The 26,398-nt window shown below is 33.3% G+C and carries 21 protein-coding genes, 1 other RNA gene and 1 pseudogene; 10 read left to right on the top strand and 13 right to left on the bottom strand.

Annotation, left to right across the window (positions count from 1 at the left end; genetic code table 11):
- Nucleotides 1–324: 324 nt before the first annotated feature.
- Entirely contained in the window at nt 325–1,170 is an 846-nt protein-coding gene (locus H4V97_RS03730) for an EamA family transporter (RefSeq protein WP_209548951.1), read from the bottom strand.
- Nucleotides 1,171–1,869: 699 nt separating this feature from the next.
- On the opposite strand from H4V97_RS03730, the gene H4V97_RS03725 reads away from it, so the two are divergent.
- The 4 genes from H4V97_RS03725 (at nt 1,870) to H4V97_RS03710 (ending at nt 5,932) form a co-directional block, all read left to right on the top strand.
- Entirely contained in the window at nt 1,870–2,367 is a 498-nt protein-coding gene (locus tag H4V97_RS03725; protein ID WP_209548950.1) for a pyridoxamine 5'-phosphate oxidase family protein, read from the top strand.
- Between the two features lie 599 nt (nt 2,368–2,966).
- Nucleotides 2,967–3,743: an XRE family transcriptional regulator gene (locus H4V97_RS03720; protein ID WP_209548949.1), complete on the top strand. Its 777-nt coding sequence runs from the start codon at nt 2,967–2,969 to the stop codon at nt 3,741–3,743.
- Nucleotides 3,744–3,844: 101 nt separating this feature from the next.
- Nucleotides 3,845–5,215, top strand: a complete 1,371-nt coding sequence (locus tag H4V97_RS03715) for an exonuclease domain-containing protein (RefSeq protein WP_209548948.1) — start codon at nt 3,845–3,847, stop codon at nt 5,213–5,215.
- 102 nt (nt 5,216–5,317) lie between these two features.
- The gene (locus tag H4V97_RS03710) at nt 5,318–5,932 is read left to right on the top strand and encodes an SOS response-associated peptidase (RefSeq protein WP_209548947.1); all 615 of its coding nucleotides are present in this window, start codon (nt 5,318–5,320) and stop codon (nt 5,930–5,932) included.
- A gap of 459 nt (nt 5,933–6,391) precedes the next feature.
- Here H4V97_RS03710 and ssrA read toward each other — a convergent pair.
- Nucleotides 6,392–6,787: a transfer-messenger RNA gene (ssrA, locus tag H4V97_RS03705) on the bottom strand.
- A 96-nt stretch (nt 6,788–6,883) separates the two neighbouring features.
- Nucleotides 6,884–8,098, bottom strand: coding sequence for a serine hydrolase domain-containing protein (locus H4V97_RS03700; RefSeq protein WP_196851324.1), 1,215 nt, complete (start codon nt 8,096–8,098; stop codon nt 6,884–6,886).
- Nucleotides 8,099–8,337: 239 nt separating this feature from the next.
- Between H4V97_RS03700 and H4V97_RS03695 the strand changes: the two genes are divergently transcribed.
- Nucleotides 8,338–9,540: an NAD(P)-dependent oxidoreductase gene (locus tag H4V97_RS03695; RefSeq protein ID WP_196851314.1), complete on the top strand. Its 1,203-nt coding sequence runs from the start codon at nt 8,338–8,340 to the stop codon at nt 9,538–9,540.
- 159 nt (nt 9,541–9,699) lie between these two features.
- Here H4V97_RS03695 and fumC read toward each other — a convergent pair whose 3' ends face one another.
- Entirely contained in the window at nt 9,700–11,097 is a 1,398-nt protein-coding gene (gene fumC, locus H4V97_RS03690) for a class II fumarate hydratase (protein WP_196851313.1), read from the bottom strand.
- A 233-nt stretch (nt 11,098–11,330) separates the two neighbouring features.
- Between fumC and H4V97_RS03685 the strand changes: the two genes are divergently transcribed.
- Nucleotides 11,331–11,531 carry a hypothetical protein gene (locus tag H4V97_RS03685; protein WP_196851325.1) on the top strand — a complete coding sequence of 67 codons (201 nt, stop codon included), beginning with the start codon at nt 11,331–11,333 and terminating at the stop codon, nt 11,529–11,531.
- Between the two features lie 173 nt (nt 11,532–11,704).
- Here the strand turns inward: H4V97_RS03685 and H4V97_RS03680 are convergent, their stop codons facing one another.
- Together H4V97_RS03680 and H4V97_RS03675 are read right to left on the bottom strand one after the other, a co-directional pair.
- Entirely contained in the window at nt 11,705–14,167 is a 2,463-nt protein-coding gene (locus H4V97_RS03680; RefSeq protein WP_196851312.1) for a TonB-dependent receptor domain-containing protein, read from the bottom strand.
- Nucleotides 14,168–14,263: 96 nt separating this feature from the next.
- A complete protein-coding gene (locus tag H4V97_RS03675; protein ID WP_196851311.1) occupies nt 14,264–14,605 on the bottom strand; it encodes an arsenate reductase family protein in 342 nt (113 codons plus the stop codon).
- Between the two features lie 102 nt (nt 14,606–14,707).
- Here H4V97_RS03675 and H4V97_RS03670 point away from each other — a divergent pair, with 102 nt between their 5' ends.
- Together H4V97_RS03670 and H4V97_RS03665 are read left to right on the top strand one after the other, a co-directional pair.
- Nucleotides 14,708–15,622 carry a CPBP family intramembrane glutamic endopeptidase gene (locus tag H4V97_RS03670; protein WP_196851310.1) on the top strand — a complete coding sequence of 305 codons (915 nt, stop codon included), beginning with the start codon at nt 14,708–14,710 and terminating at the stop codon, nt 15,620–15,622.
- A gap of 33 nt (nt 15,623–15,655) precedes the next feature.
- Nucleotides 15,656–16,702 (top strand): AMP-binding protein, encoded by a 1,047-nt coding sequence (locus H4V97_RS03665; protein ID WP_209548946.1) that lies wholly within the window; start codon nt 15,656–15,658, stop codon nt 16,700–16,702.
- 60 nt (nt 16,703–16,762) lie between these two features.
- Here H4V97_RS03665 and H4V97_RS03660 read toward each other — a convergent pair whose 3' ends face one another.
- The 7 genes from H4V97_RS03660 to lpxD all read right to left on the bottom strand — a co-directional run bounded on the left by H4V97_RS03660 (nt 16,763) and on the right by lpxD (nt 24,357).
- On the bottom strand, nt 16,763–17,185 hold the full coding sequence (locus H4V97_RS03660; protein WP_209548945.1) for a DoxX family protein: 423 nt from the start codon (nt 17,183–17,185) through the stop codon (nt 16,763–16,765).
- Between the two features lie 139 nt (nt 17,186–17,324).
- Nucleotides 17,325–17,936, bottom strand: coding sequence for a hypothetical protein (locus H4V97_RS03655; protein ID WP_209548944.1), 612 nt, complete (start codon nt 17,934–17,936; stop codon nt 17,325–17,327).
- 359 nt (nt 17,937–18,295) lie between these two features.
- Nucleotides 18,296–19,870 (bottom strand): S41 family peptidase, encoded by a 1,575-nt coding sequence (locus H4V97_RS03650; RefSeq protein WP_209548943.1) that lies wholly within the window; start codon nt 19,868–19,870, stop codon nt 18,296–18,298.
- Nucleotides 19,871–19,946: 76 nt separating this feature from the next.
- Nucleotides 19,947–20,468: a GNAT family N-acetyltransferase gene (locus tag H4V97_RS03645; RefSeq protein ID WP_209548942.1), complete on the bottom strand. Its 522-nt coding sequence runs from the start codon at nt 20,466–20,468 to the stop codon at nt 19,947–19,949.
- Nucleotides 20,469–20,565: 97 nt separating this feature from the next.
- The gene (locus H4V97_RS03640; protein ID WP_196851306.1) at nt 20,566–21,183 is read right to left on the bottom strand and encodes a hypothetical protein; all 618 of its coding nucleotides are present in this window, start codon (nt 21,181–21,183) and stop codon (nt 20,566–20,568) included.
- Nucleotides 21,184–21,564: 381 nt separating this feature from the next.
- Complete coding sequence (locus H4V97_RS03635) at nt 21,565–23,193, bottom strand: acyl-CoA carboxylase subunit beta (protein WP_209548941.1); 1,629 nt, start codon at nt 23,191–23,193, stop codon at nt 21,565–21,567.
- 165 nt (nt 23,194–23,358) lie between these two features.
- Nucleotides 23,359–24,357: a UDP-3-O-(3-hydroxymyristoyl)glucosamine N-acyltransferase gene (gene lpxD / locus H4V97_RS03630; protein WP_209548940.1), complete on the bottom strand. Its 999-nt coding sequence runs from the start codon at nt 24,355–24,357 to the stop codon at nt 23,359–23,361.
- Between the two features lie 308 nt (nt 24,358–24,665).
- Here lpxD and H4V97_RS03625 point away from each other — a divergent pair.
- Together H4V97_RS03625 and H4V97_RS03620 are read left to right on the top strand one after the other, a co-directional pair.
- Nucleotides 24,666–25,439: pseudogene (locus H4V97_RS03625) on the top strand (phospholipase A); the annotation flags it as partial.
- Nucleotides 25,440–25,588: 149 nt separating this feature from the next.
- Nucleotides 25,589–26,305: a L,D-transpeptidase gene (locus H4V97_RS03620; protein WP_209548939.1), complete on the top strand. Its 717-nt coding sequence runs from the start codon at nt 25,589–25,591 to the stop codon at nt 26,303–26,305.
- Nucleotides 26,306–26,398 lie beyond the last annotated feature (93 nt).

Raw genomic sequence — 26,398 nt, 5'->3', positions numbered from 1 at the left:
TGAAATCAGTACTACCTGTACATTTCGCGAATTATTTATCTATTACAAGGTCATTTTTGAGCAAAAGGGAATCGCTTTTATTTTTATAAACCATATGAAAAGATGCAACAGAAGATTATAAAGTAATGATTCGGTTTTTGTGAAAAATGAAAGGTTTAGAATACTCTAAATAAGAAAAAATCAATTTTTTTATGCACATCCGAGATTTTGTCAAGATCGGTTTTTCTTTCATGATGAAGAACAGGCTCTATATTTTATAATCTGGAGCCTTTTTAGATTAGATTTTAAAAAGATGTTTAAAGACTACTGAAAATATTAATGTTCTTATGATTTAGATGTAAGCGTTGATCCTACGGAAGCTATAACTACAAAAAAAACTGCCAAAACTTCATTGAAAGTAAGGTGTTCTTGTAAAAATAAAAAGGCACAAATAGAAGCTGCTGCTGGTTCTAAACTCATTAAAATACTAAATGTACGGGCAGGAAGTTGGCCAAGTGCTTTCATTTCTAATGTAAAAGGAATGGCACTGGACAAAAGAGCGAGGGCTATACCTAAATAAAAAAATGTTGGTGTGATACTGTTGAGTCCGTTTCCTATAATTCCAAAAGGCACAATCAATAGCGAAGCAAAGAGCATTCCTGTAGCTACGGCCTCTCCGCTTTTCATTATTCTCGAAATTTTCCCTCCCAAAACGATGTAAGCGGCCCAAAGAGCACCTGCCAATAGCGCAAACAATATACCTAAAAGGTCTATTCCGTTATTTGTCCACGGAGCAATCAAAACAATTCCTGCTGCCGCCAGAAGCACCCACAAATAATCGATGAAACGTTTTGAGCCAAAAACAGCTACTAATAAAGGACCTATAAATTCCAGTGTAACAGCCAGTCCAATAGGAATTCTCTCTATTGCAAGATAAAAAATTAAATTCATTGCCCCCAAAGACAAACCATAAGGGATTACAATTTTCCATTGCTTAAGGGTAATCTGGAATAAGTTGGGTCTGTAAACTGCTAATAATAGTATTGCTGATATACCAATTCTCATGGATGCAGTTGCAGCTGCTCCAATAACTGGAAAAAGGCTTTTTGCAATTGCTGCACCAGACTGAACACTTATTATAGCGAAAAGAACAGCGGGTATTGGTGGTATGTCAAGTAGTTTATTCTTCACTTATAATTTAGATGGAGCAGGACAAAACTACAAAATTTATACCTCAAAAAAGGTTTTGCATGCACGAGTACATTAGAATAAAATAAAAAATTTTAGACCGGCAATTATTATTACTATTACTAATATTATTATTATTATTTCAAATAGGGTTTCTATTTAACTTTAATTTTTTTTAAAGCTGGATTCAAGTTACAAATTCAACTTTTTGGTTTCCATCAAAAAAAGGAGTTACTAAAACGGCAGTTTTGTTTCTTTTTCGAAAAGTAATTTTTCGTACAAACAATAAGCGGTTTTTGTGCATAAAACACCAATTAATGCACCTCCTGCTATATCAATTATCCAATATTGGTCATTATGCGTACTGAATATACCTGTATCGGTAGGAATAATGGGACCTCAAATTACATCGTAAACGGAAACGTTCTTATATCTTTGACAATGAAATTCGGCACCTGCAAACGCTTTTACAAAATCGACAGACAGAAAGAAATTAAATTATTTTCACCTTCTATGTCCATTGTGCTTAAACCATAAAGTGAAGCTGTTAACTTATTTAATTACGGCCATTTATAAAAAAGTGTGAATGTTATAATTTATTTCCACGAATGTGTAACACCCCCTCGTTTTAAAAACAGGAACTTTACTGTATAGTTTTGGACCTATTGGTTAAAAGAACTATTAAATCTTAAAATAAATTTTATGAAACCGGAACACAATCAAAATGTAGAAAAGCTTATCGAGATGATTAAAGATGTGCGTACCTGTATGCTCATTACAAATGAAAAAAATGCCGAAAATTTATCAGGCAGGCCAATGAGTATAGCTAAAATTGATGATGATGGCACTATGTGGTTTTTTACCAAGAAATCATCCTATAAAGTTGACGAAATAGAAGAGAGTAAAAAAGTATCTCTCGCCATTACCAATGAAAGCAGCAATAACTATTTAATGATTCATGGAACTGCAAGTTTAGTTAACGATAAAGCCAAAATGGCAGCGTTGTGGAGTTCCATTATGAAAGCATGGTTTCCACTTGGTTTAGATGATCCCGACATGTTACTTATTAAAGTTACGCCTAGCGAAGTTAATTATTGGGACAGCAGTTCAAGTAAAATGGTAGTTCTTTTCAATATGCTAAAAGCTATTGTTACTGGAAAAGAATATGATGAAGGGGAACACGGAAAAATTAGTTTATAAAATCAATTCGTGATTAAAATATAAAATGAAAATTTTAAAATAGAGTAGCGATTATCAAAGACAGTGAGATGGTACTGGCTAGATAATCGCTAAATTATTTTTAATAGAAGGTGCAAAAGTAATGTAGATTGACTGTTTTGAAGACTCACTAAAAAACGGCCTTATAAGAATTAAAAAATTCGCACGTAAAATATCGCTGTGCCGAGGTTTAAAAAGAGTTGCTACGCAATACTATATAAATAAAACAGTAAAATGTTTAATAAAGTAATTTCTGTAAATAAAAAGGTGCGCACTTGGAGAATAAATTTGCATTATGCCAAATTAAGGTTGTAATAGTGCATAGCTTCTATTATAGAATTTACGTCGAAAGTCTTCGCTTCCTATTGAACAAAAGGCCACCACACAGCAGTAATCTCAATCACTAATTAACGGAAATCCTTCCAATTGAGATTTCCTCAATATACCACAAGAAAAAGAAAAGTATCCAAATCTAGATTTACAATTACAGCTGTCATTTCATTTTATTTTAAGTCTCAATTTTAGCACAAATAATAACATTTTTTAATATCTTTGCTGTTACAAATTATAACAAAAATGCTATGTCGTTATTTTCAGACAATATTAGAGCCATGCGGGTGAAGCATAAAATATCACAGGAGAAAGTTGCCGAAAGTCTAATGATCACCAGGGGACGTTATGTCAAGTACGAAGATGGAACTTCGGAGGCACCCTATGAAATCCTAAAGAAAATCGCTCAGTATTACCAAATCAGTATCGACTTATTGTTGTCAGTAGATACTCGTAAAATTGAGGTTGGTGATTTATTAAAACTTGAAAATAACCGCCTAATTCTACCCATACAAGTAGATCAAATTGGTGAAAACCGCATTGAAATTGTAACCCAAAAAGTAAAAGCTGGGTACCTGAATGGGTATGCCGATCCCGAGTACATTGAACAGTTACAACAAATATCTTTACCATTTTTAGGAGCGGGTAAATACCGTGGTTTTCCTGTTGAAGGTGATTCTATGCCACCACATCAAGATGGCGATATTATTGTGGGTCGTTATGTAGAAGGTTTGGGCGAAGTTTTAGACGGCAAAACCTATATTTTCATCACTAGAAGCGAAGGAATGGTGTATAAGCGACTTAACAAAAACAATAAAAATGCCTTGGTACTAGCATCAGATAATTATTTCTATCCGCCGTACGAAGTTAAAGCGTCCCATATTCTTGAAATTTGGGAATACCAATGTAGCATTGCCCGAAGTGACAAAAGAACAGAAGCTTTGGAAAGCGATACCATTAAAAACATGTTTGTTGAATTAAAAAGAGACATCAACGAGGTAAAAAACAGTATTGGTCTCACCAATTAATACAAATACGCAACGCTGTTGAAACCAATAAAGTATGAAAATTAGCTTAGATAGAATCTTCATTTTTAATAACACGGAATCTTTTACATATTATATAAGTAATGAAAAAGCAGGAATACGCTATAGTAGATATTGAGACCACTGGTGGTAATGCCAGTCATAGTCGCATTACTGAAATAGCAATTATAATACATGATGGAATAAAAGTAATAGATCGATGGGAAACACTTGTTAATCCTGAAAAAGACATACCGCCTGCCATTTTTGCATTGACGGGAATTACCAATGAAATGGTTAGTAATGCTCCTGTTTTTGATACTATTTCGGATAAAGTTTTTGAACTGCTCTCTGACAGAATATTTGTGGCTCATAACGTTAATTTTGATTACTCCTTTGTTCGTCACGAATTAGAAAGAGCGGGTCTTAAATGGACAGCCAAAAAATTATGTACCGTCAGAGCTTCAAGAAAAATTAGACCTGGATTGCTTTCTTATAGTTTAGGAAGGCTTTGTAACTCTTTAGATATAGATTTAGAAAACCGCCACCGCGCTGGAGGCGATGCCGATGCTACGGCCATCTTGTTTACTCGATTATTGGAATGGGACACTGAAAAGGTAATGGATGTTATGATCAAGAAAACATCACAAGATCAGCGATTACCACCAAATCTACCTCGGGAAGACTTTGAAAAATTACCAGACAAACCCGGTGTTTATTATTTTTATGATGAACATAATAAAGTAGTTTATATAGGTAAAGCGGTCAACTTAAAAAAACGAGTAGCTTCACACTTTGGAGGTCATAAAATTACGCCACAAAGACAACATTTCCTTCGTGATATATTCGCTATTACTTTTGAAGTTTGCGGTACCGAATTAATGGCATTATTGCTAGAATGTTCTGAGATAAAACAATTGTGGCCAATTCACAATAAAGCATTAAAACGCTTTGAGCCGAAATATGGATTGTTCGAATATGAAGCTAGAAATGGATACCGTTACTTGGCAATTGGTAAACTAGCCAAAAATCAAAATTGTATTGAAACTTTTGATAAAATATATAGTGGAATAAATTTGCTCAGTGAACTAGCGCAGCAATTTGAGATTGATCAAAGGTTTTGCAAATATGGAAGTATGTCAGATGATGTATTTCCGTTTCAAAATAATAGCGCAGATTTACCTGACGTTGATTCTCATAACGATAAAATTCAAGCAGCAATAGATTTTCACTTAAATAGTAGACCCAGTTTTGCTATCATTGACAAAGGAAGAACTAATGACGAACGCAGTTGTATTTGGGTTGAAAACGGACACTTTTATGGCATGGGATATATTGATTCTGATTTAGCAATTAATGACCTGTCGCAAATCAAAGAACATATTACACCTTATAAAACGAACCAGTACATCATGCAGTTAATTTTTTCTTTTGTACAGAAGTACCCTGGAAAAGTTCATACTCATGAAAAATAATTTAACCTTAAAATGTTTAGTAAGTATTTACTTTTCGAATAATAAAACCATAATTCATTATTATAAAAAATAGTAACTTTACTATACTAAAAAAGTAAAGCCATGTGTTTTCATACCATTCAAAACAAACTAGCTGTACAAATCGAAAAACGCTTCAACGCCAAAATTAAGGACATAAATGAATTTGCGCCTCATGAGCATTTCAATGGTTTTACATTTCCTAAAACACCTATTATCACAGACGAACACCCGGAAGTAATTGAACATTATAGTTGGGGCTTAATTCCACATTGGGCAAAAGACGATCAAATTAGAGCAATTACACTCAATGCTAGAATTGAAACGGTAGAAGAAAAGCCATCGTTTCGGGATGCTGTAAGCCATCGCTGCTTGGTGATAGCCAATGGTTTTTACGAATGGCAATGGCTGGATTCAAAAGGGAAAAATAAAGTTAAATACGAAATAGGTATCGGTAATGAAAAACTCTTCGCTTTCGCAGGATTATATTCTCATTGGACAGACACGCATACTGGCGAAATCAAAAATACCTACACTATTCTTACTACAGAAGCTAATGAATTAATGGCAGAAATACACAACCATAAAAAACGAATGCCTGTCGTATTACATCCCGAAGATGAACTTAGATGGTTAGACGGCGCGCCTATTAAAGAATTTTCTTTTCCCTACAATGTAAAATTAGTAGCTAGGAAATGATAAAAGAATAAATAGTAATTTTTATTTTTTTAAATTAAAATTGTAATATAATTATCGAAAACCCAGTTGAAATAATTTTAGAAAGACAAAATAGAATTGAAAAGGCTTTTGAAAAATCGAATTCTGCTACTCCAAGCAATGAAAAAGAATGAATGAATGGTCAGCAAGTTGCAAATATATTAGTTTAGCCGTTCCATCAATTTATGGTTTTGTGCACAACGAATCGATGCCGAATTTTAAAATTAGAAAATAATTGTATTTTACTAAAGCAGAATTGTTAGCTGTATAATTATATTTAGGGTGACAACTAAGAAGATAAAAGTCGTAAAGCGGATGAGTATCTTTTTAAGAATAGAATTATATAATAGGGTATCAAAAATAAAAGTATAGATTGAAATAATCCCCTAATCAAGCCCCTTTAAAACAAAACCCTTATAAACAGTGGGTTTATAAGGGTTATTGTGGAGTCGGGGAGAATCGAACTCCCGTCCAAACAAGCAACTAAAAGGCTTTCTACGCGTTTATTTTCTGATTAGATTTTCGATAGTATGCTGGGCCAGAAACAGCCACACACTACTTATCTTCTTAATTTCGAAATCCACCCGAAGCTCATGGAAATCTAGGTTTATTTTTACGGTTCTCCTTAACTGACCGCCACAAACCAAGGCTTTCAAGGAGAATCCTGCTTTCCTATCTGATAGGAACGAGGCTAATCTTACTATAATTCAGATTATGCAGCTAGAGCGTAGTTATTTTCGCCGTGTAAAATTGTAAGATCTTATATTTACGAGCAAGGTCTCAATGCTCGACGTGCTTACTTCTCAATTCGACTTGCTGTCAAAACCAGTCGACCCCTTTTTTATTTTGAAACTCAAAAATGAATTTCGGTCAGCAAATATACAATTTAAAACTTGAATTCTATCTACTAAACTAGCAACTCTGTATCAAAAATCATTCCTCTTTTTCTCCTTTTGTCAAAGGAAATGGATAGTCTCCAAATATCCTAGCCAGTTTTCTAACCTGATATGTTCTGGTTGTGAACTTATTAGACAATGCAATTATCGTTACACCTTCATTTTTTAAAGTTATATAGGACGATGTATTTCCGTGCCACCAACCGTTGTGGAAATAAAAATTTTGTCCTGTTTTCCAATTTATCATTCGTATACCAAGGCCGTAATTTTTTTCGCCTACGCGTTCATTGCTAAATCCAGTATATATCTGTGCAAGCAATTTTGGACTCAAAAAACCAGGAGCATTTCTACCTCTGTCAAATTTCAATAAATCCCTAACAGTAGAATAGATGTTCTTATCACCGTAAATTTCATCTAAAAAATCTTTACCAATTTCAACTCCATTACCTTTATAGGACGGAGCAATACTGTCTTTATCTCTTTCATAATCAAAAACATACGTGTTTTTCATTCCCAGTGGTTTGAAAATCATTTCTTGCATTGCTTTTTTGTAGGGGAGTTTCGTTGTCTTTTCAATTATCAAAGCCAACATAGCGTAATTAGTGTTACAATATCCAAAGCGTGTGTCAGTTTTATATTCTAAAGTAATACCTTTAGTAGCCATGATAGTTAATATATCTTGATTACTAAGTCGATTATGTCTGTCCCAAATTTCTTTCTTATCAGTGAAATAAGCATAGTTGCGCATTCCGCTTCTGTGGTCCAATAGCATTTTAACCGTTACTAGTGGATAAGGAAATTCTTTTAATATCGTGTTTACTTTTTGGTCTAGACCAATTCTTTTTGCATTTATTAATTTTAATACTGCCGTTGCGGTCAGTACTTTACTTACTGACGCTAAGTGTAATGGTGTAGAGCTGGTAATTAATCTCTTTTTTCTAAAATTGGCATAACCTTCATATTTTTCATAAATGATTTGACCATTTTTAGCCACAAGAAAACTACCGTTTAAACTATTGTGTGGCCAGGTTTTGTTGTAAAAATACTCTATCGATCCTTTTTTAGAATTGATATATTCAGCCGTTAGTTTGGGTTGCTCGTTTGTTAAAGGAACCATTTTAGGCAATGTGCTTTTTGGGAGTTGAGCATCGCTTAATTCTACTTTCTTTTTATCTTTTGTACAAGAACTCAAAACTAATGTAAGGACGAGTAATTGTATTATATTTGCTTTTTTTATAAAATTCATTTCCATAGTGCTAGAAACGCAAATATATAGAATCAATCTCTGTTGATTTATTTTTTTTCCAAAATCTTAACACTATTTTATTAAAGTCTTGCAATGGCAGATTTCTATCTTTGTGGACATCAGCTTTTAAAGAAATTAGCCATTTTATTTTATTAAAAAAAGAAATTAAATTTACCTTAATTTGTTATATTTGTAACAAATTAAAACTATTAAGTTATATTAAATCAAAATAAAAGTATTTAAAAATGAAATTCGGAATTATTAAAGAAAGAAAAAACCCACCAGACAGAAGAGTTGTTTTTTCACCAGATGAATTGGCAAAAATAAAGCAGCTTTACCAAGACGCTTCTATAAAAGTGGAAAGTTCTGATATTCGAATTTTTACAGATGAGCAATACAAAGAATTGGGGATTGAAATAACAAATGATCTTAGTGATTGTGATGTTTTATTTGGTGTAAAAGAAGTCCCAACAGAAGATTTAATTCCTAATAAATCTTATTTCTTTTTTTCGCATACTATAAAAAAACAGCCTTATAATAGAAAGTTACTGCAAGCCATTCTTGATAAAAACATTGATTTATACGATCATGAAACGATAGTAGATGCTAACAACCGCAGGTTAATCGGTTTTGGAAGATATGCAGGAATTGTTGGTGCTTATAATAGCATTAGAGCCTTTGGAATAAAATTCGGATTGTTTAAAATTCCAAAAGCGGAAACACTCTCGGGTAAAGAAGCATTAATTACTCATTTAAAGCGTTTGGTTTTGCCTCCATTAAAATTTGTGATTACCGGTACTGGAAAAGTAGGTAATGGAGCCAAAGAAGTTTTGGATGCCATTAAAGTAAAAGAAGTTTCAGTGGAAAATTACTTGACAAAGAATTATTCTCAACCTGTTTACACTCAAATTGACGTGTTGGATTACAACAAACGTAAAGATGGGCAAGTATTAGATTTTACTGATTTTTATCAAAATCCAACGGAATATGTTTCTGATTTTGAAAAATTCACAAAGGTAACAGAGATTTTTATTGCAGGACATTTTTATGGTAATGAAGCGCCAGTTATTCTAACTCAGGAAATGCTTCAAGCCAAAGATTGTAAAATAAAAGTCGTAGGTGATATTTCCTGTGATGTCAATGGTCCAATTGCGTGTACGCTTAGATCATCAACTATTGCAGAACCTTTGTATGGATATTTACCTAATGAAAATAAAGAAGTAGATGTATTTCATCCTGCGGCAATTGTCATAATGGCTGTTGATAATTTACCATGTGAATTGCCAAAAGATGCCAGCGAAGGTTTTGGAGAAATGTTTATGGAACATGTTATTCCAGCCTTTTTTAATGGAGATAAAGACGGAATTCTCCAAAGAGCCAAAATCACCGAAAAAGGAAAACTGACGCCAAGATTCAGTTATTTACAAGATTATGTAGATGGAAAATAGATTTGAGTTATGAGTTATGAATTGTAAATTATGAATCTCCAATGATTCTTAGGGAACAGTAAGGCTGTTTAAAATACGGACTAAACTAAAAACAAAAAACCCTGAAATGTTTACATTTCAGGGTTTTCCAATTTATAACTTATAATTTATAACTCATAATTATTTTAAGCTTCCTACCATGTCTTCCGGTTTAACCCAAGCATCAAAATCTTCTGGCGTTACGTAACCCAAACGAACGGCTTCCTCTTTTAGAGTTGTCCCGTTTTTATGCGCTGTTTGAGCAATTTCAGCCGATTTATAATATCCAATTTTAGTATTCAATGCAGTAACAAGCATTAAAGAATTATCAACTAATTCTTTGATTCGTTTGTAGTTAGGCTCGATTCCTTGTGCGCAATGTTCGTCAAAAGACATACATGCATCACCTAATAATCTGGCTGATTGCAAGAAGTTAGCCGCCATCAACGGTTTAAATACGTTCAATTCATAATGACCTTGCATTCCACCAACAGATATAGCAACATCGTTCCCCATAACTTGTGCGCAAACCATAGTTAATGCTTCACATTGAGTAGGATTTACTTTTCCTGGCATAATGGATGAACCTGGTTCGTTTTCTGGAATGATGATTTCACCAATTCCTGAACGTGGTCCAGAAGCCAACATACGAACGTCATTTGCAATTTTATTTAATGAAACTGCTAATTGTTTTAATGCGCCATGAGATTCAACAATGGCATCATGAGCCGCTAGAGCTTCAAATTTATTTTCGGCAGTTACGAATGGATGTCCAGTGAATTCAGCAATATATGCAGCTACTTTTACATCATAACCTTCAGGAGTATTTAAACCTGTTCCTACTGCAGTTCCACCCAAAGCCACTTCTGATAAGTGTGCCAATGTATTTTTAACCGCTTTTAAACCATAATTCAATTGTGCTACATATCCTGAAATTTCTTGCCCTAAGGTAAGTGGAGTGGCATCCATTAAATGGGTACGACCAATCTTAACTACAGTATTGAATTCTACCGCTTTTGCATGAAGTGTATCTCTTAATTTTTCAACACCTGGAATCGTAATTTCTACTACTGCTTTATACGCTGCAATATGCATTCCTGTTGGAAAAGTATCATTAGATGATTGGGATTTGTTGACATCATCATTGGCTTTGATAAATTGTTCGCCTTCGCCAATGTTGAATCCTTTTAATACTTGGGCACGATTAGCAACTACTTCATTTACGTTCATGTTACTTTGCGTACCTGAACCAGTTTGCCAAATTACCAATGGAAATTCGTCGTCTAATTTACCAGCTAGGATTTCGTCACAAACAGCAGCGATTGCATCTCGTTTTTCGATTGGTAAAACGCCTAAATCACAATTAGCGTAAGCAGCTGCTTTTTTTAAATAAGCAAATCCTTCAATAATTTCTTTAGGCATGGAAGCCGAAGATCCTATTTTGAAATTGTTTCGGGAACGTTCTGTTTGTGCTCCCCAATATTTGTCTGCAGGAACCTGCACTTCACCCATCGTGTCTTTTTCTATTCTGAATTTCATTTTTATGATGTTAAATTGTGTGTGTTCGCTTTTTGTTTGAAACTAGCCCCGATAGAAGTGGAAATCCTTTTATGCCGTCCCGAAACTTCGGGACGACATAAAAGATTATAACGGATAGCGGGAAATAGCTCCAAATTCTCAGCCCAAAAATACGGATAATTCCCTTTTTATAAAAATTGATTCGTAGTTTTTGTTGTTTTTTATTGGTATGAAAAGGAATTAAACTTACATTTGTGGCTACATTCAAAATTCCGGAAAACATGTTTGAATTTTCACAGTACTTAGGCTTTTTACTTTTCTTAACCGTTCTTACTATAGGATTCTGGTTGATGTTTTTTTTAGTTGGTTTCGTATCTTATTGGATAGGTGGAGCAACTTGGGAAGCGTTTAAAGAGAAAAGAGCTAAAAAGAAGCAACAACAACAATCAGTTTAATCTGATTGTGACATAAAAAAAGGACCCGTTTTTACGAGTCCTTTTTTTTGTGCTTGATTTTATAATTACAAAAAAAGGACTCATTTTCATGAATCCTTTTGTTTGAAATAATAATTAGTCCTGTAAAATGTAAAGTTCAACTTGAAGCAGCTTTTACTGATTACATTTTATATTTATCCTTGGAAGTCTCCTTCACCTTCATTCATGTTCTTCTTAGGTTGTTTTTCCTTTTCGTTTTTCTGTTTGTTGAAACGGTAGGTAAAGGATAAACTGAACTGTCTTTGTCTCCATTGCATTTCTGAATAAGAACTTACAATTCCTGGAAGATAGGTTTCCATGATTCTTTTTCTGGAATTGAATACATCGCTGATGTTGAATGACAGCGTTCCTTTGTCTTTCATGACGTCTTTGCTAAAAGCTAAGTTTGCTGCGAAAACACCTAAACTTTTTCCTTGCGCATTGTTTTGCGGACCGTTATAAGTTGCATTAGTTTGCCAATCTATTTTGTATGGCAAAGTAACTTTTGATGTTATTCTTGTAAACCAAGATGTTGCTGTGTTGTCAAAATTTTGTGTTATCAGCATATTATTGAAATCAGTGTACACGTAATTACCTTGAGTTTGGTTACGGAAGAAATTGAAATTACCGTTTAATTTCCACCATTTGTAAGGAGAATAATTTAAAGTAAATTCAAATCCTGTTCTGTATTCTGTAGCCAAGTTAATTGGGGAACTAATAATTACCGGTGTTCCATTTACAAAATCTCCTGATTCTCTTCTTGCGAATTGGAAAACATCGGTTGTCTTATTGACATATAATGAAGTATTAAAGGTCAACTTTTCCCAGCGTTTAATATATCCTAAATCGATAGCATCAGTATATGCGGGGTTTAAATCAGGATTTCCAACAAAAATATTGATGTTGCTGGACAAGTTGCTGAAAGGATTCAACATTCTTCCCATTGGTCTTTGAATTCTTCGGCTATAACTAATGGAAGCACTGCTTTTATCAGAGACTTCGTATGTAAAAAATGCACTAGGGAAAAAGCTATTGTATTTTTTATTATTGAAATCATTAGTGGCAAGCTGATTAATATCAATATTAGAATCTTCCCAACGTAAACCAAAAAGTGCTGAGAATTTATTCACTTTAAATCCATACTGAGTGTAAATTGCGTTTGTTTTCTCCTTATATTCTAATGTATTGGTGAAGTTACTATTGATTACGCCATCATTTTGGACTTGATAATCAGTAAGCAATTTTATAAAATTTCCACGATATCCTGCTTCAAACTGACTTCCTTTTCCTAGGGGTAATACGTAATCCGTTTGAATTAAATTTCGGCCTTGACTTTGATTATTAATGGTGTTATCAAATTTTATCGTGTTTGAATTTGTTGCCGAGTCACTTATTAACGCAAGGTTTGTATCATCATTTGTAGAAAATGAACCGTCAATAGTTAATTTATGACCGTCTTTTTTGAAGTTTTTAGTAAAATTTGTAGCAAACTCTACGTTTTCACTATCGCTTCCTTCATTATTTATCCGATTTCTTGTGTAAGTATAGACATTGTTTGCGTCGTAATTATTTTGGAACACATTATCAGTATTGTCTCCGGTGCTCTTTCTATAATTGAAGGTATTAGTCCACGAAGTGCTTTTGTCTAAATACCATTCCATACCAAAGTTTCCATTATAGCCTTTACTATATCGGTCGTTTTTTCTAGATTCGTTGATGTAATTTCTCGTTGTGTTATCAGAATTTAAATATCTTGAATTAGTAATTGCATTTCCGGGACTGTTTCTATAATTGTATCCTTGATTTGTAAAAAGGTTAAAATTGGTCGACTTATAGTTAAGCGTTCCACTTATTCCGTGATTATCTGGATAACCGGTTGAAGCAATAAAAGTTCCATTTAAACCAAGGTTTTTTCCTTTTTTCAAAATAATATTTAGTAAACCACCACCACCTTCAGCGTCATATCTAGCTGATGGATTGGTAATAACTTCTACTTTTTCAATAGCATCAGCGGGAATTAATCGCAAAGCTTCGGCGATATTAATAGCATTTGAAGGTTTTCCGTCAATAAGGACTTTCACATTATCGTTGCCACGAAGGCTTACATTTCCTTCAACATCTACGGAAACGGATGGAATATTGTCAAGAACATCACTTACAGTTCCTCCTTTTACCATTAAATCACTACCTACATTATAAACTTTTTTGTCTAATTTAATTTCGACCGTAGTTTTTTCCGATCTAATAACAACTTCATTTAATTGATTTGCATCTTCGTCTAAAGCTATTTGACCCAAATTTGTACTTGTCTGAAGGCTTTTTTGTTTAATTTGATTCAATTTGAAAGAGATAAACTCAATTTTTATATCATAAATTCCAGGAACGAGGTCGATATCAAACTCTCCTTTTGCATTTGTAATTCCACCTGCAACAGGCTTTGGATTATTGGGATATAGAAAAGTAACTGTAGCATATTCAAGCGGTTGTTTACTCACTTTTTCAATTACATTTCCTGTAATTTTAATTTTAGGTTTTGAATTAGGTCCTTGTTGAGCAAAATTTATTAGAGTAGAAAAAAGGAATGCAAAGGTTAAGAGTTGTTTTAATTTTGTTGGCATTATATTAATTTTAGATATTCTTTTTAGATTGTTAAAAGTGGATTTGGTTTAAAAGCCAAATCACAATAAAATGTTAATTAAATTATTGCGATACCGCTAAATGAAACCGGAGACTTTGTCCAGTTCTCTGCCTAATATTGCTTTGTTTCCTATGATGACAATTGGTCTTTCGATAAGAATAGGATAATCGACCATTGCTTGGATAATTTCATCAGGACTCATTTCTATATTTTTGAAATTTTCTATCCAAATTTTCTCTTTTTGACGAACCAATGAAATAGGTTCAAAGTGTAATTTTTTGAGAATTGCTGTTAATTCAATAAAAGTGGGACCATTTTCAAGGTAATTGATGATCTCATATTCTTTTTCAGATTCTTTAATCAGAGCTAAGCAGTTTCTTGATTTTCCACAACGTGGATTATGGTATATTTGTATCATCTAATTTTTTTAGAAAGGAAATTGTAAATTCAATTCATTCTATAAGTGTAACAAAAGTACAATTCGTTACTCTAATTTTAATAATATAAAAAACAAAAATCTATGTTTATAGAACAAGGAATAAGACCAGAAAATAATTTTTGGAAATATATTGGGGGTTCCATATTGATTATTTTCGCCTCTTTTGTCGGTCAGGTTCCTTTATTACTTGCTTTGTATTATGAAACCTATGTGAATGGGAAACCATACCCTACTTCTAATGATGCAATTATGAGTTTTTTTGAACCCAATATGACATTATTTTTAATCCTGATTTCATTCGTTTTTGCGATGCTCGGAATTTTCTTCGTGGTGCGTTATTTGCACAATCAAACGATGCTTTCTATTACAACTTCAAGATCTAAAATGGATTGGAATAGAGTACTTTATTCATTTTCAATTTGGGCAATTTTTACCATTGTAACGACTTTAGCATTCTATTTGTCTAATCCAAGTGACTTTGTAATCAATTTTAAACCCATCCCGTTTTTTATTTTAGTGGTGATAGGAACACTGTTGATTCCAATTCAAACCAGCACCGAGGAATATGTTTTTAGAGGTTATTTGATGCAAGGATTCGCTAATCTGGCAAAAAACAGATGGTTTCCTTTAATTATGACTTCTGTTATTTTTGGTGTCATGCATATTTCAAATCCAGAAGTTTCTAAAATCGGTAATATCATTTTAGTTTACTATGTAGGAACTGGATTATTTTTGGGGGTAATTACTTTAATGGATGAAGGGATGGAATTAGCTTTAGGATTTCATGCCGCTAACAATTTGGTAAGTGCTTTATTAGTAACTTCAGATTGGTCTGCATTTCAAACAAATTCCATTTTTAAAGATATTTCGCAACCTTCAGCAGGATTAGATGTTATATTCCCGGTTGTTATTATTTACCCGATACTTTTATTTATCTTTAGTAAAAAATACAAATGGGTTAATTGGAAAGAAAAATTAACTGGAAAAATAGCATAACAATAATCTATTAATGATTTAAATTTAAGTATCATGAATACAATCACATACAATAACGTAAACAATCATTTTAAACTGAATGGATTTCATTTGGGTAAAAAAGATTTATGCCGAGTAGCTTACAGTTTTATTAAAGAAGGAGATGAGTACGAGAAATCCGTTGGCGATTTTATTCTGGATTGGTTTGATAAAAAAACATATATTGACCTCAATACTTCTGGAACTACCGGAACTCCAAAAATTATTAGAATCGAAAAACAAGCAATGGTAAATTCAGCGTTAGCAACTGGTGATTTTTTCAAATTGAGCCCGGGAGATAAAGCATTACATTGCTTGCCAACTAAATATATTGCTGGAAAAATGATGTTTGTTAGAAGTTTTATTTTGGGTCTTGATATGGATTTTGTAGCGCCCAACTCGCATCCGCTGTTGTATAATGATAAAAAATATGATTTTGTTGCCATGGTTCCGTTGCAAGTTCAGAATTCTTTATCAGAATTAAAAAATGTAAAAAAAATGATTGTTGGCGGTGTTAAAATCAGTAAATCTTTAGAAAAAAGTCTTGCAAAGTTGAAAACGCAAACCTACGAAACGTATGGGATGACAGAAACAATTACGCATATTGCCGCCAAAAAAATAGGCGAAAAGGCTTTTTCTGTTTTACCTAATATTAAAATTTCTCAAGATGAACGGAATTGTTTAGTCATTGATGCGCCACAAATTGCAGAAGATACAATTGTTACTAATGATATCGTAGAATTAATAAATGACACTCAATTTTGTTATGTAGGCCGAATTGACAATGTTATAAATAGCGGTGGAATCAAATTAATTCCAGAGCAAATTGAGGATAAGCTTTCAGGGAAAATTCATTCAAGATTTTTTGTAACAGGGATTCAAGATGCGATATTAGGAGAAAAATTAGTGCTTATTATCGAAGGAGAGAAACAAACATTAGATGAAAATACTTTTGATGAATTAGATAAATACGAAAAACCAAAAGAAGTCTTTTACGTTTCAAAATTTAGCGAAACTGATAACGGGAAAATCAAAAGAAAAGAAATTATAGAAAATATTTAGATTATTTTCGAAACCTTAAAAAAAGCATCTGTTATATTCAGATGCTTTTTTTATGGGGTGCTATTTTTGCATTTTAAAATAATAATCAGCAGAATGTTTTCCACTACCATAAAACAAGAAAAAACTACAAATTGCCAAGGTTACTATTGCTAAAAATAAATTTTGGGAATGCATTTCACCCATGAAATTTATGATAATCGCTGCTATTAATATAGGTAATTGCGCTATAATTGCCCATCTAGTCAGTAAACCAAACATAATCATTATGCCGCCTACCATGTGTGCGGGAGCAATATAATGAATGAGAAACATTCCACCGCCAATCCTGTCAATTGGAGAAATTAAATCAGCCAAGTATTGAATATTTGTTATAAAGGAAATCCCTTTCATGAACAAAAATACACCAAGCGCTACTCGTAATAAATCAATTGGAAAATAAGTATGAGCATTCGCCCACTTATTCAAGTTTTTTACAGTGTCCATGATACTATGTGTTAAAAAATTACATACTAAGTTACTAATTTTTAGCGACATAGATGGTATTTTATGTCTACCAAAATGTAGTATATTTTTTCTTTTTATTGTAGGGATGGTACAATTGTGAAATTTAAAGTGATTAATTCTAATTTACGATTCCTTTATTAAAACAATAAACAAATTTTAGACCAAGCGTATTTTCAGCATGAGCATGCGATACATAATTTGTTAAATTCAACGAAACGTTCAGTTTGTTCTTTACTAAATATTTCCCGAGGTAGATGCCGGAACAAGAGCCAAAACGCGTAGGACCATTAAATTCAGATACAAAGCCTAATCCAATATGAGGGTCTTCGTCTGAAATGGCGTAACCCACACCGGATTCAGCACCAAAACACCAATGTGAATTTAAATTAAATTGAACACTCGGCTTTAGCGCAAATAGACTAAAATTCCTATACAAGGCTCTTTCTGCCACAGTACTTTCTCGCGGTATAGCAGGATGATTTTTTTTGGTAAACCTGTAATCATATTCAGCCCTAATCCCAAAATCAGTTCTGCGTGAAATCTTTTCCGCCACTCTTAAATTGACGCCAATTCCTAACCGATGTGATCGATACATTTCAATATGTACAGGTAAAGAAAGATTAATTCCGGATTCTACTATAAGTGAATTGTCACGATCTTTTTGGGCAGAAGCAAACTGCACAAGTAGAAATAGCATTATGATTGTAATATCCGTTGAAAATTTTTTCATTTTTTCTTGGAATTAAATTTAACTTTTAGTTAAGAATTTTATTTAATAAAAAAAAATGACGATAAATAATCAGCTGTAATTTGGGGTATTACGTTTATCGGCTATAAACAAAGATACAAACAACAATTAATAATTAGTTATTAATCAGGTTTTTGTAAAATATATATTGATTTTTTTTATAAAAATAAGCTGGTAAAAAGGAAATCCTGATTACTAAAATCGCAATATCCAGAAATTACTTTTTTACACAATAGGGAAGATGTTTACCATTTTTATATATGGCGCATTTTTATTTTTGACCCTCTTTTATTTATAATCGAGCACTAAATATAACCCGTGAAAAATTCTACAAGATTATTTTAAAAATTCTTGAGCTTATTGGATTTTATATCTTTTATAATCCAATCCATTTCCGGATCGTTTCCTTTTATTCGGTCTTGAAGTGTTGGCGAGATTGGTACATCAGGAAAAATCCCTCTGCCTACAATATCTGTTTTATAATGAGCAGCCATTTTCATTAATCCTATTCTAATTTTTAAATCGGAATTGGGTAGTTTTATAACAGGCATAAACCCAGCGACGGTTCCGTTATACGCTCCTCCGGTTTCTTCACCCACAAAAGTGGCTCTTTTTGAACCTTTTAGATTCGAGGAAATGATGCTAGATGCCGAAAAGCTAACGCCATTAATAAGAACATAAATTTTTCCTTTAAAGGAATTTTTATTCACTTTATGATGTTTTGTCTGCGTTGCGTAACTATTTTTTCCTTCTTTATCCTTGTGCACCGTCAAAAATAAATACGAATATAGTAAAGGAGAAAAAATAGTTTTTATCGTTTTTACAGCAAAGGAACCTCCATTAAAATAAGCTCCTTCAAACAAACTTGATTTTGAAACTACTTCAGATTTGTCCAAAAACACAAAAGTTGAGTCTGATAAATAGGAGTATAAATTAACGATTTCGCTCAAACGGCCACCTCCATTATTTCTCAAATCAAGAACAATTGTTTTAGATTTATTCTTTTCAATTTTTCTAAAACTTTCTTTGTAAAAAGTTCTAAAATCTCCGTTCTTAAAGCCTCTGATTTTGATTACCGCAACACTGCTGTCATTCTCCGCAAAGCGTATGTTCCGACTATAATTTTTTGAAACGGAGTCATAACCATTAACTCTTTTCTTCTTTTTAATTGCCTTTGATTTTGCTTTCTCTACCGCAGTTAACTTGATTGGAATTTTTTTAACCCGTTTTTTAGTTGTGTCTTCTTTAAGTCTTCTGATTGTAATTACTTTTAAGCTATCGTTAAATTTAAAACTATAGGTAAGACTATCTTTTATACCATTTTGAGTGCTAAAGAATGAAGAAAATCTCCTGCCAGAACTACGGCTTTTTAAAGTAGAATTATAGCCGTCTGAACTATAGTACAGATTGTATTCTTGAATTAAATCTGCAGGTTTTGTTCCGTTTACCGCAACAACTTCTGTTCCCGCTTTTATGGTTTTATTATAAGATTTATTTTTGATAACATACAATTTGTCATCTATAAAATCGAAATCAAATTGAGATAATGGCCCTGTTCCTTTTTTAAGAAGTGCTTTAGTTTCCTTTTTTGTCAATAATTTTTCAGGAGGATATAAAAAGGTATGTCCTTGCCTTACTGCTGAAACTAAGGGACCCAATTTTTTGTAAAAAGCAAGAGGAGTGAGGGGTACAGCAATAGTGGATTTTAGACTGTCAAATTTATAATCTAAATCTTTTTTAGATATGTACCAATATAAATTAGGGTGTAAACGCTGTAATTTTTTATAAGTAAAATCAACATCCGATTTCAGCTTATCCACGGGTATTAAAGCAGTTAACTGTTCGTTGTGTTTTTTTACAGAACTGCATTGGGCAAAAAATAAAAGGATAAAAACGTATGGAGTAATTTTTTTCATGCTTTTTGAAAAAAGTTTTTTGTCTTTTGTTATTCTAGCATGCAACCGAGCAGCTATTTTGTTTTTCAACTTAAATTTATCTTATTTCTTCTTTAGTTATTACTTTCTCGTATGCTTTTCTGCTGCTTCCTCTAAAATACACTTCGCCACAATAGGTGTACCCTAATTTTTCAAAAACTTTCATCATGGCAAAGTTATCAAAATTAGTATCTGCTTTGATGCTGAAAATGTTGTTGATTTTCGCAAATTCTTCTATGAATCCCACTAATTTTGTTGCTAAGCCTTTACCCAAATGATTTTCTGAAATCGCTATACGATGAACTACTACAAAATCATCGTTCGTTAGCCATTTCCCTTCTATTTTTTTATAAGCAGGTTCGTCATTGATTAACAGCGCACTATAGCCGATGATAGTATCTCCTTCTATCAAAACAAATCCCGCATTTTTGTCAATGTCGTTTTGTATCACTTCCGGATTTGGATAACCGTCTTGCCATTGATTACTCCCGTCTTGTTTTCTACGTGCTATTGCCTGCTGTAAAATAGCCCATATTTGAGGAAGTTCTGATGGTATGGCTTTTCTAAATTGGTAGGTCATTAGTAAGATAAGTTTTTTATTGGAGGATTGTTTTGGTTATTTTATGTTAGTGGGCATAAGTGGGACGCTCGCGCTAGCTAGCTTTGCAGGTAGTTTTTTAAATATGAGGAGTAATTCTGTTTTCGATTTTGTCATCAACTTCTTGTTGAAGTATGTTTTTGATATAAGTTATAAAATCTTCAACAGCTTGAGCATTCAAGGGATTTATTTTTATATATTCTTCTCTTTTTTCCTTTATTATTTGGGTCCATCTTCTTTGTGTATACTTAACTGCCATGTCTTTATAAAGATTTTCTTTTATTATTCTCAAAGTAGCACTTATATCCAGTGATAAAATGCAAAACATTGTTTCCATATCTTCTTCTAAATTTTCTCCATCTTCGTCAACTTCAAATATTTTTTTTAGTTTTTTATAATTATTTGTAACAGTGAAACATTTTTCAAACGTATCAATAGAGTTTATATGAGCAAATTTGTTTCTAATCTCCATGAATATTTGGAATTTTTCCCTATGTAATTTGTCAAGTTGATTCAAATCTAATAACAAGTTTGCTTTGGCATTAAAGCTTAGAGCTTGGGTCGTAATACCAAAAGATTTAGATTCTTCCGGTATTATCCCAAGTAGTTTTGCAAGTACAAGATTGATTGCTTCTTCTGTTTTTACAGATAACTCTATTACTAATCCTCTAGGAGTATGTTTGATTTCGTTTTTCATAAAATTACTTCTAACTCTTAATTATTCGTGAAAAACCTTCATATTTCTAATCTAAAATAAATTAATCTACGAAACTTTGTTTTGTTTTATTTCTCAAATATAAAGAAATAAACTACAAGAAAAAAGTAGGAATCCTATTGTTTTTTAAATGAAATTGTTGTGAAAATAGTCCGTAGTCATGTAGCCCCGATAGCAGCGGCATCTCCCGCCTTTTTGGCGGGAATACAGCGGATAGCGGGAGGGATGTTGTTATGGAAATAGGTGTTTCTGCTCCTAGAAATAAAAACGATTAACTTCGTTGAGTCTGAAGGTTTCTCGATAAATTTTTTGTTGCATTTCATTGCACAAAAAAACACTCGAATCGACGTTTTTAATAATGAATTACACCTGAATCACACCTAAATTAAATTTCTTTTCAATAGGGGAGTGATTCGCCGCTTCGATACCCATAGATATCCAAGTTCGAGTGTCCAACGGATCAATAATAGCATCGGTCCACAATCTGGAAGCGGCGTAATACGGAGAAGTTTGCTCGTCGTATCTTGCTTTGATTTTGTCAAATAGTGCTTTTTCTTTGGCCTCATCAACGATTTCTCCTTTTGCTTTAAGCGAAGAAGCTTCAATTTGTGCCAATACTTTTGCCGCTTGTGTTCCGCCCATAACGGCTAGTTCCGCGCTTGGCCAGGCGAAAATTAATCTTGGGTCATACGCTTTTCCGCACATGGCATAATTTCCGGCTCCATAAGAATTTCCAACAATTACGGTGAATTTTGGAACTACCGAGTTAGAAACCGCATTCACCATTTTGGCACCATCTTTAATGATACCGCCATGTTCTGATTTGGATCCAACCATAAAACCGGTAACGTCTTGCACAAAAACCAAAGGGATTTTCTTTTGGTTGCAATTGGCTATAAAACGGGTTGCTTTATCAGCTGAATCAGAGTAGATAACGCCCCCAAATTGCATTTCGCCGTTTTTGGTTTTCACCACTTTTCGTTGGTTGGCAACGATGCCCACGGCCCAACCATCGATTCTGGCATAACCGGTAATAATAGTTTGTCCGTAACCGTCTTTGTAAGCTTCAAACTCGGAATTATCAACCAAACGATTGATGATTTCCATCATATCATACTGTTCATTTCTAGCTTTTGGTAAAATACCATACAGGTCATTTTCGTCTAAAGCTGGTTTTGCCGCTTTTATTCGGCTGTAACCTGCTTTGTCGAAATCACCAATTTTGTCAACTATATTTTTTATTTTGTCTAATGCGTCTTTATCATCTTTCGCTTTATAATCGGTAACTCCCGAAATTTCACAGTGCGTAGTTGCTCCGCCCAATGTTTCATTATCGATGCTTTCGCCAATGGCTGCTTTGACTAAATAACTTCCTGCCAGGAAAATACTTCCTGTTTTTTCAACGATAAGCGCTTCATCGCTCATAATTGGAAGATAAGCTCCACCAGCAACGCAACTTCCCATAACTGCGGAAATTTGAGTAATTCCCATGCTGCTCATCTGCGCGTTATTTCTAAAAATCCTTCCAAAATGTTCTTTGTCTGGAAAAATTTCGTCTTGCAAAGGCAAATAGACTCCAGCACTATCCACTAAATAGATGATTGGCAGTCTATTTTCCATCGCGATTTCTTGCGCACGTAGATTTTTCTTGGCGGTAATAGGAAACCAAGCGCCTGCTTTAACCGTGGCATCATTGGCCACGACAATGCATTGTTTTCCTCTGATGTATCCTATTTTTACTACAACTCCACCGGAAGGACAGCCACCATGTTCTGCATACATTCCTTCACCAACAAAGGCTCCAATTTCTATACTTTTAGCTTTGGCGTCAAGCAAATAATCAATGCGTTCTCGGGCAGTCATTTTGCCTTCGCCATGTAATTTTTGGATGCGTTTTTCGCCACCTCCCAATTTAACGATGCTCAATTTTTGTCGTAATGCAGAAAGTAAAAGTTTATTGTGGTCCTCGTTTTTATTGAAGTTCAAATCCATGATGAAATAGTTGTTAAATAATTAGTGCTAAATTAAAAAAATTACTGAAATAAATTTCATAAAATTAGTTAGTTTAGAAAGAGAATCGAATATATTTTTGATATTAAAGCAAAAAAACAGAACCTAAATCCTGTTTTTTTATGAATTTAATAATAAACTTGATATTTATTTTTTTGAATCAGTAACCATTCTTTTTAAAATAGCCCATTGTCTTAATGCATCACGTGCTTCTACAGCCGGGTATCCTAGCATTGTTTTTCCCGCGGGAATATCTCCAGTTACCCCAGAACCAGCGCCTATCACAGCTCCATCACCAATAGTTACATGGTCTTTTATAGAAGCGCTTCCGCCAATAATAACACCATTTCCCAAAGTAACTGAACCTGCCAATCCACTATTTCCGGCCATAATACAAAATTTACCCAATTTACTGTTGTGCCCAATTTGGACTAAATTGTCAATTTTGCAGCCATCTCCTATTATTGTAGAACTGAATTTTCCTCTGTCAACACAACTGTTTGCTCCAATTTCGACACCATCACCTATAATTACATTTCCAATATGTGGAATTTTCACTAAACCTTTTTGGGCGCAAGGTCTAAATCCGAAGCCATCTGCACCAATTGTTGCATTTGGGTGAATGATACAATCATTTCCAATTTGGGAACGTTCTCTAATCACAGCTCCTGACCAAATGATAGTATTTCTTCCAATAGTACATTCGTCAAGAATAGTTGCATTTGGATATACTGTCGTGTTTTCTCCAATTTTGACCTTTGGTCCAATATAGGATCCTGCTCCAATTTTTGAGCCAACACCAATAAGCGCTGATTTATCAACTAAAGCAGTCGGATGAATTTCTACATAGAATTGAGGCATTGGACGTGCAAAAAGTTCTAATACTTGCGACATTGCTAAATCCGCATTTTTTACTTTTATGAAAGCCCTATTTTCTCCCGGTGGGATTGAAATATCTTCATTTACAATGGCGACGCAAGCTTTGGATTTTTCCCAAAATTTCTCGTATTTTTTGTTTCCAATAAATGAAATTTCCGTATCATTAGCAACTTCAAGTTGTTCAGGAGAAGTAATATTTTGGGAAGTATTCCCTACAAGAATTCCTTTTAAAACTTCATTTATTTCTTGTACAGTATAGGATTTCATGGTGTGTGTAATGAATTTGTTTTGGAATTTTCACCAAATAAAACAATTTACAGTTATAATTCCAAATCTTTCATAATTTCTTAACAAGATAAAAACGGGTCGAATTTAAGTTATGATTCTAAAATGCAATATTTTATCCCATGTTTGCCGTTTAATTTATATACGTTACTATGAGATTTCCTCGACTATAAATTTCTTTCTTTTTGGTTCTTTCTTCTTCTTTTATTGCAAATGCTCAGATTCAAGCTTTATTTAATAATAGAACCTAGCTCTGCAATATGACGGAACGCTAGGAATTAGATACAACTGCAGTCAGAGGAACTTTTTTAGTCACTCCTTATAAACCCATGTACGTTTTACCGGTTCAATGGACCAGTTCATCTAATGAAAGACCGACTTCAGGAAATGTAGATCCTGACTATGTTGCGCCTGCAGGAGTTGATTATAATAACGTTGAGACAAAATTTCAATTGAGTTTTAAGACAAAAGTATTACAAAACTTTTTTTGGGGGCATGGGGATTTTTGGGTTGCTTACACTCAAATATCCCACTGGCAGATTTATAATACTAAATTATCGCGCCCTTTTAGAGAAGTGAATTATGAACCGGAATTGATTCTAAACTTTCCTGTAAAATTTAAACTTTTTGGTTTTAATACTCGAATGATTGGTATGGCCGTAAATCATCAATCAAACGGAAAAAGTGATCCCTTTTCTCGTAGCTGGAACAGAGTTATACTTCATGCCGGATTTGAGCGTAATAATTGGAGTATATATGTTAGACCATGGTTTATATTGCCAGCCGCAAAAAACGATAATCCTGATATTGCGGAATACATTGGACGAGGAGATTTAAATATAATTTATGCTAAAAACGGAAATATATTATCATTTATTGGAACTCATAATTTGAATTTTAATTCAAAATCAAAAGGTGGTGCTTCATTTTCCTGGTCGTACCCAATTAAAAATAATTTAAAAGGTTTTTTTCAGGTTTCACATGGTTACGGGGAATCATTGATAGATTATAATCACTCTCAAACTACAGTTGGTCTTGGAGTTTCATTAATTGAATGGCTTTAGGTTTTAAAATTACTGTTTTAAAAAATCTGTGCTCAAACATTGTAATGGTGTTGCGATAAATTGGCTAGATTTGTTAATGAAAGTAAAAGTGCGTTTAAAATACTACCGTGAGTTTTTACTAGTTTTTAAATAATAAATCCATTATTAAAATGAAAGTATTAAACCGTTTTTTGTTTTTGCCCGCAGTACTGTTTTTTTGTAATAGCCTTCAGGCTCAAACAAAAAATAGTACGGTCAAAAATGCATTATTAATTGCAGAGCAAAATAAAAGTAAATTAGAAAATAGTGAACAATTATTGGTAGTGTATAATTATCAGCCAGAAAGTTATAGCGCTTTTTTTGTAGCCTTAGAGAGAAAAGAGGGCTATTGGATGGTTAAATATGATCCGGTACAAGTTGGTATTGGGAAAAATGGTTTTGCATCACCGCTTAGTAAACTTGAAGGCGACGGCAAGTCCCCAACTGGTATATTTCGTTTAGGTAAATTATTTACTTATGAAAAACAGTTCGGCACACTACTGGAAAACCAACAAACAACTAAAGACGACAAATGGATTGATGATCCAAATTCTGATGATTATAATAGATACGTAAGAGGCTCTACCGATGCAAAATCGTATGAAAACCTTTTGCTAAATAATGATGCTTACAAATATTGTATGGTTATAGAATACAATACCAACCCAGTTGTAAAAGGAAAAGGTAGCGCTATCTTTCTTCATTTGGGTGTAAAAAAACCTTATTTTACTGCTGGTTGTGTTGCAATTAATGAAGAAAATATGAAGTTGATAGTAAATTGGTTGGATCCCAAACTAAACCCAATAATAATTATGGGTAATTTTAATGATTTAAAAAATGGTCTGTAAATTTTGCGATGGCACTAGTCTAAAAAATAAGTTTTAAAAATTAAAAAAAGTCCCCTCAAACATTTCGATAAACGAAAGTTGAGGGGATTTTTA

It is taken from the genome of Flavobacterium sp. CG_23.5 (genome assembly GCF_017875765.1).
Taxonomy (GTDB): domain Bacteria; phylum Bacteroidota; class Bacteroidia; order Flavobacteriales; family Flavobacteriaceae; genus Flavobacterium.
This window is presented reverse-complemented; position numbering and strand designations above follow the sequence as displayed.

Bases quoted from the DNA above. Each gene is read 5' to 3' on its own strand.
- H4V97_RS03725 (WP_209548950.1), top strand. From the start codon at position 1,870: ATGAAACCGGAACACAATCAAAATGTAGAAAAGCTTATCGAGATGATT.
- H4V97_RS03720 (WP_209548949.1), top strand. From the start codon at position 2,967: ATGTCGTTATTTTCAGACAATATTAGAGCCATGCGGGTGAAGCATAAA.
- H4V97_RS03715 (WP_209548948.1), top strand. From the start codon at position 3,845: ATGAAAAAGCAGGAATACGCTATAGTAGATATTGAGACCACTGGTGGT.
- H4V97_RS03710 (WP_209548947.1), top strand. From the start codon at position 5,318: ATGTGTTTTCATACCATTCAAAACAAACTAGCTGTACAAATCGAAAAA.
- H4V97_RS03700 (WP_196851324.1), bottom strand. From the start codon at position 8,098: ATGGAAATGAATTTTATAAAAAAAGCAAATATAATACAATTACTCGTC.
- H4V97_RS03695 (WP_196851314.1), top strand. From the start codon at position 8,338: ATGAAATTCGGAATTATTAAAGAAAGAAAAAACCCACCAGACAGAAGA.
- fumC (WP_196851313.1), bottom strand. From the start codon at position 11,097: ATGAAATTCAGAATAGAAAAAGACACGATGGGTGAAGTGCAGGTTCCT.
- H4V97_RS03680 (WP_196851312.1), bottom strand. From the start codon at position 14,167: ATGCCAACAAAATTAAAACAACTCTTAACCTTTGCATTCCTTTTTTCT.
- H4V97_RS03675 (WP_196851311.1), bottom strand. From the start codon at position 14,605: ATGATACAAATATACCATAATCCACGTTGTGGAAAATCAAGAAACTGC.
- H4V97_RS03670 (WP_196851310.1), top strand. From the start codon at position 14,708: ATGTTTATAGAACAAGGAATAAGACCAGAAAATAATTTTTGGAAATAT.
- H4V97_RS03665 (WP_209548946.1), top strand. From the start codon at position 15,656: ATGAATACAATCACATACAATAACGTAAACAATCATTTTAAACTGAAT.
- H4V97_RS03660 (WP_209548945.1), bottom strand. From the start codon at position 17,185: ATGGACACTGTAAAAAACTTGAATAAGTGGGCGAATGCTCATACTTAT.
- H4V97_RS03655 (WP_209548944.1), bottom strand. From the start codon at position 17,936: ATGAAAAAATTTTCAACGGATATTACAATCATAATGCTATTTCTACTT.
- H4V97_RS03650 (WP_209548943.1), bottom strand. From the start codon at position 19,870: ATGAAAAAAATTACTCCATACGTTTTTATCCTTTTATTTTTTGCCCAA.
- H4V97_RS03645 (WP_209548942.1), bottom strand. From the start codon at position 20,468: ATGACCTACCAATTTAGAAAAGCCATACCATCAGAACTTCCTCAAATA.
- H4V97_RS03640 (WP_196851306.1), bottom strand. From the start codon at position 21,183: ATGAAAAACGAAATCAAACATACTCCTAGAGGATTAGTAATAGAGTTA.
- H4V97_RS03635 (WP_209548941.1), bottom strand. From the start codon at position 23,193: ATGGATTTGAACTTCAATAAAAACGAGGACCACAATAAACTTTTACTT.
- lpxD (WP_209548940.1), bottom strand. From the start codon at position 24,357: ATGAAATCCTATACTGTACAAGAAATAAATGAAGTTTTAAAAGGAATT.
- H4V97_RS03620 (WP_209548939.1), top strand. From the start codon at position 25,589: ATGAAAGTATTAAACCGTTTTTTGTTTTTGCCCGCAGTACTGTTTTTT.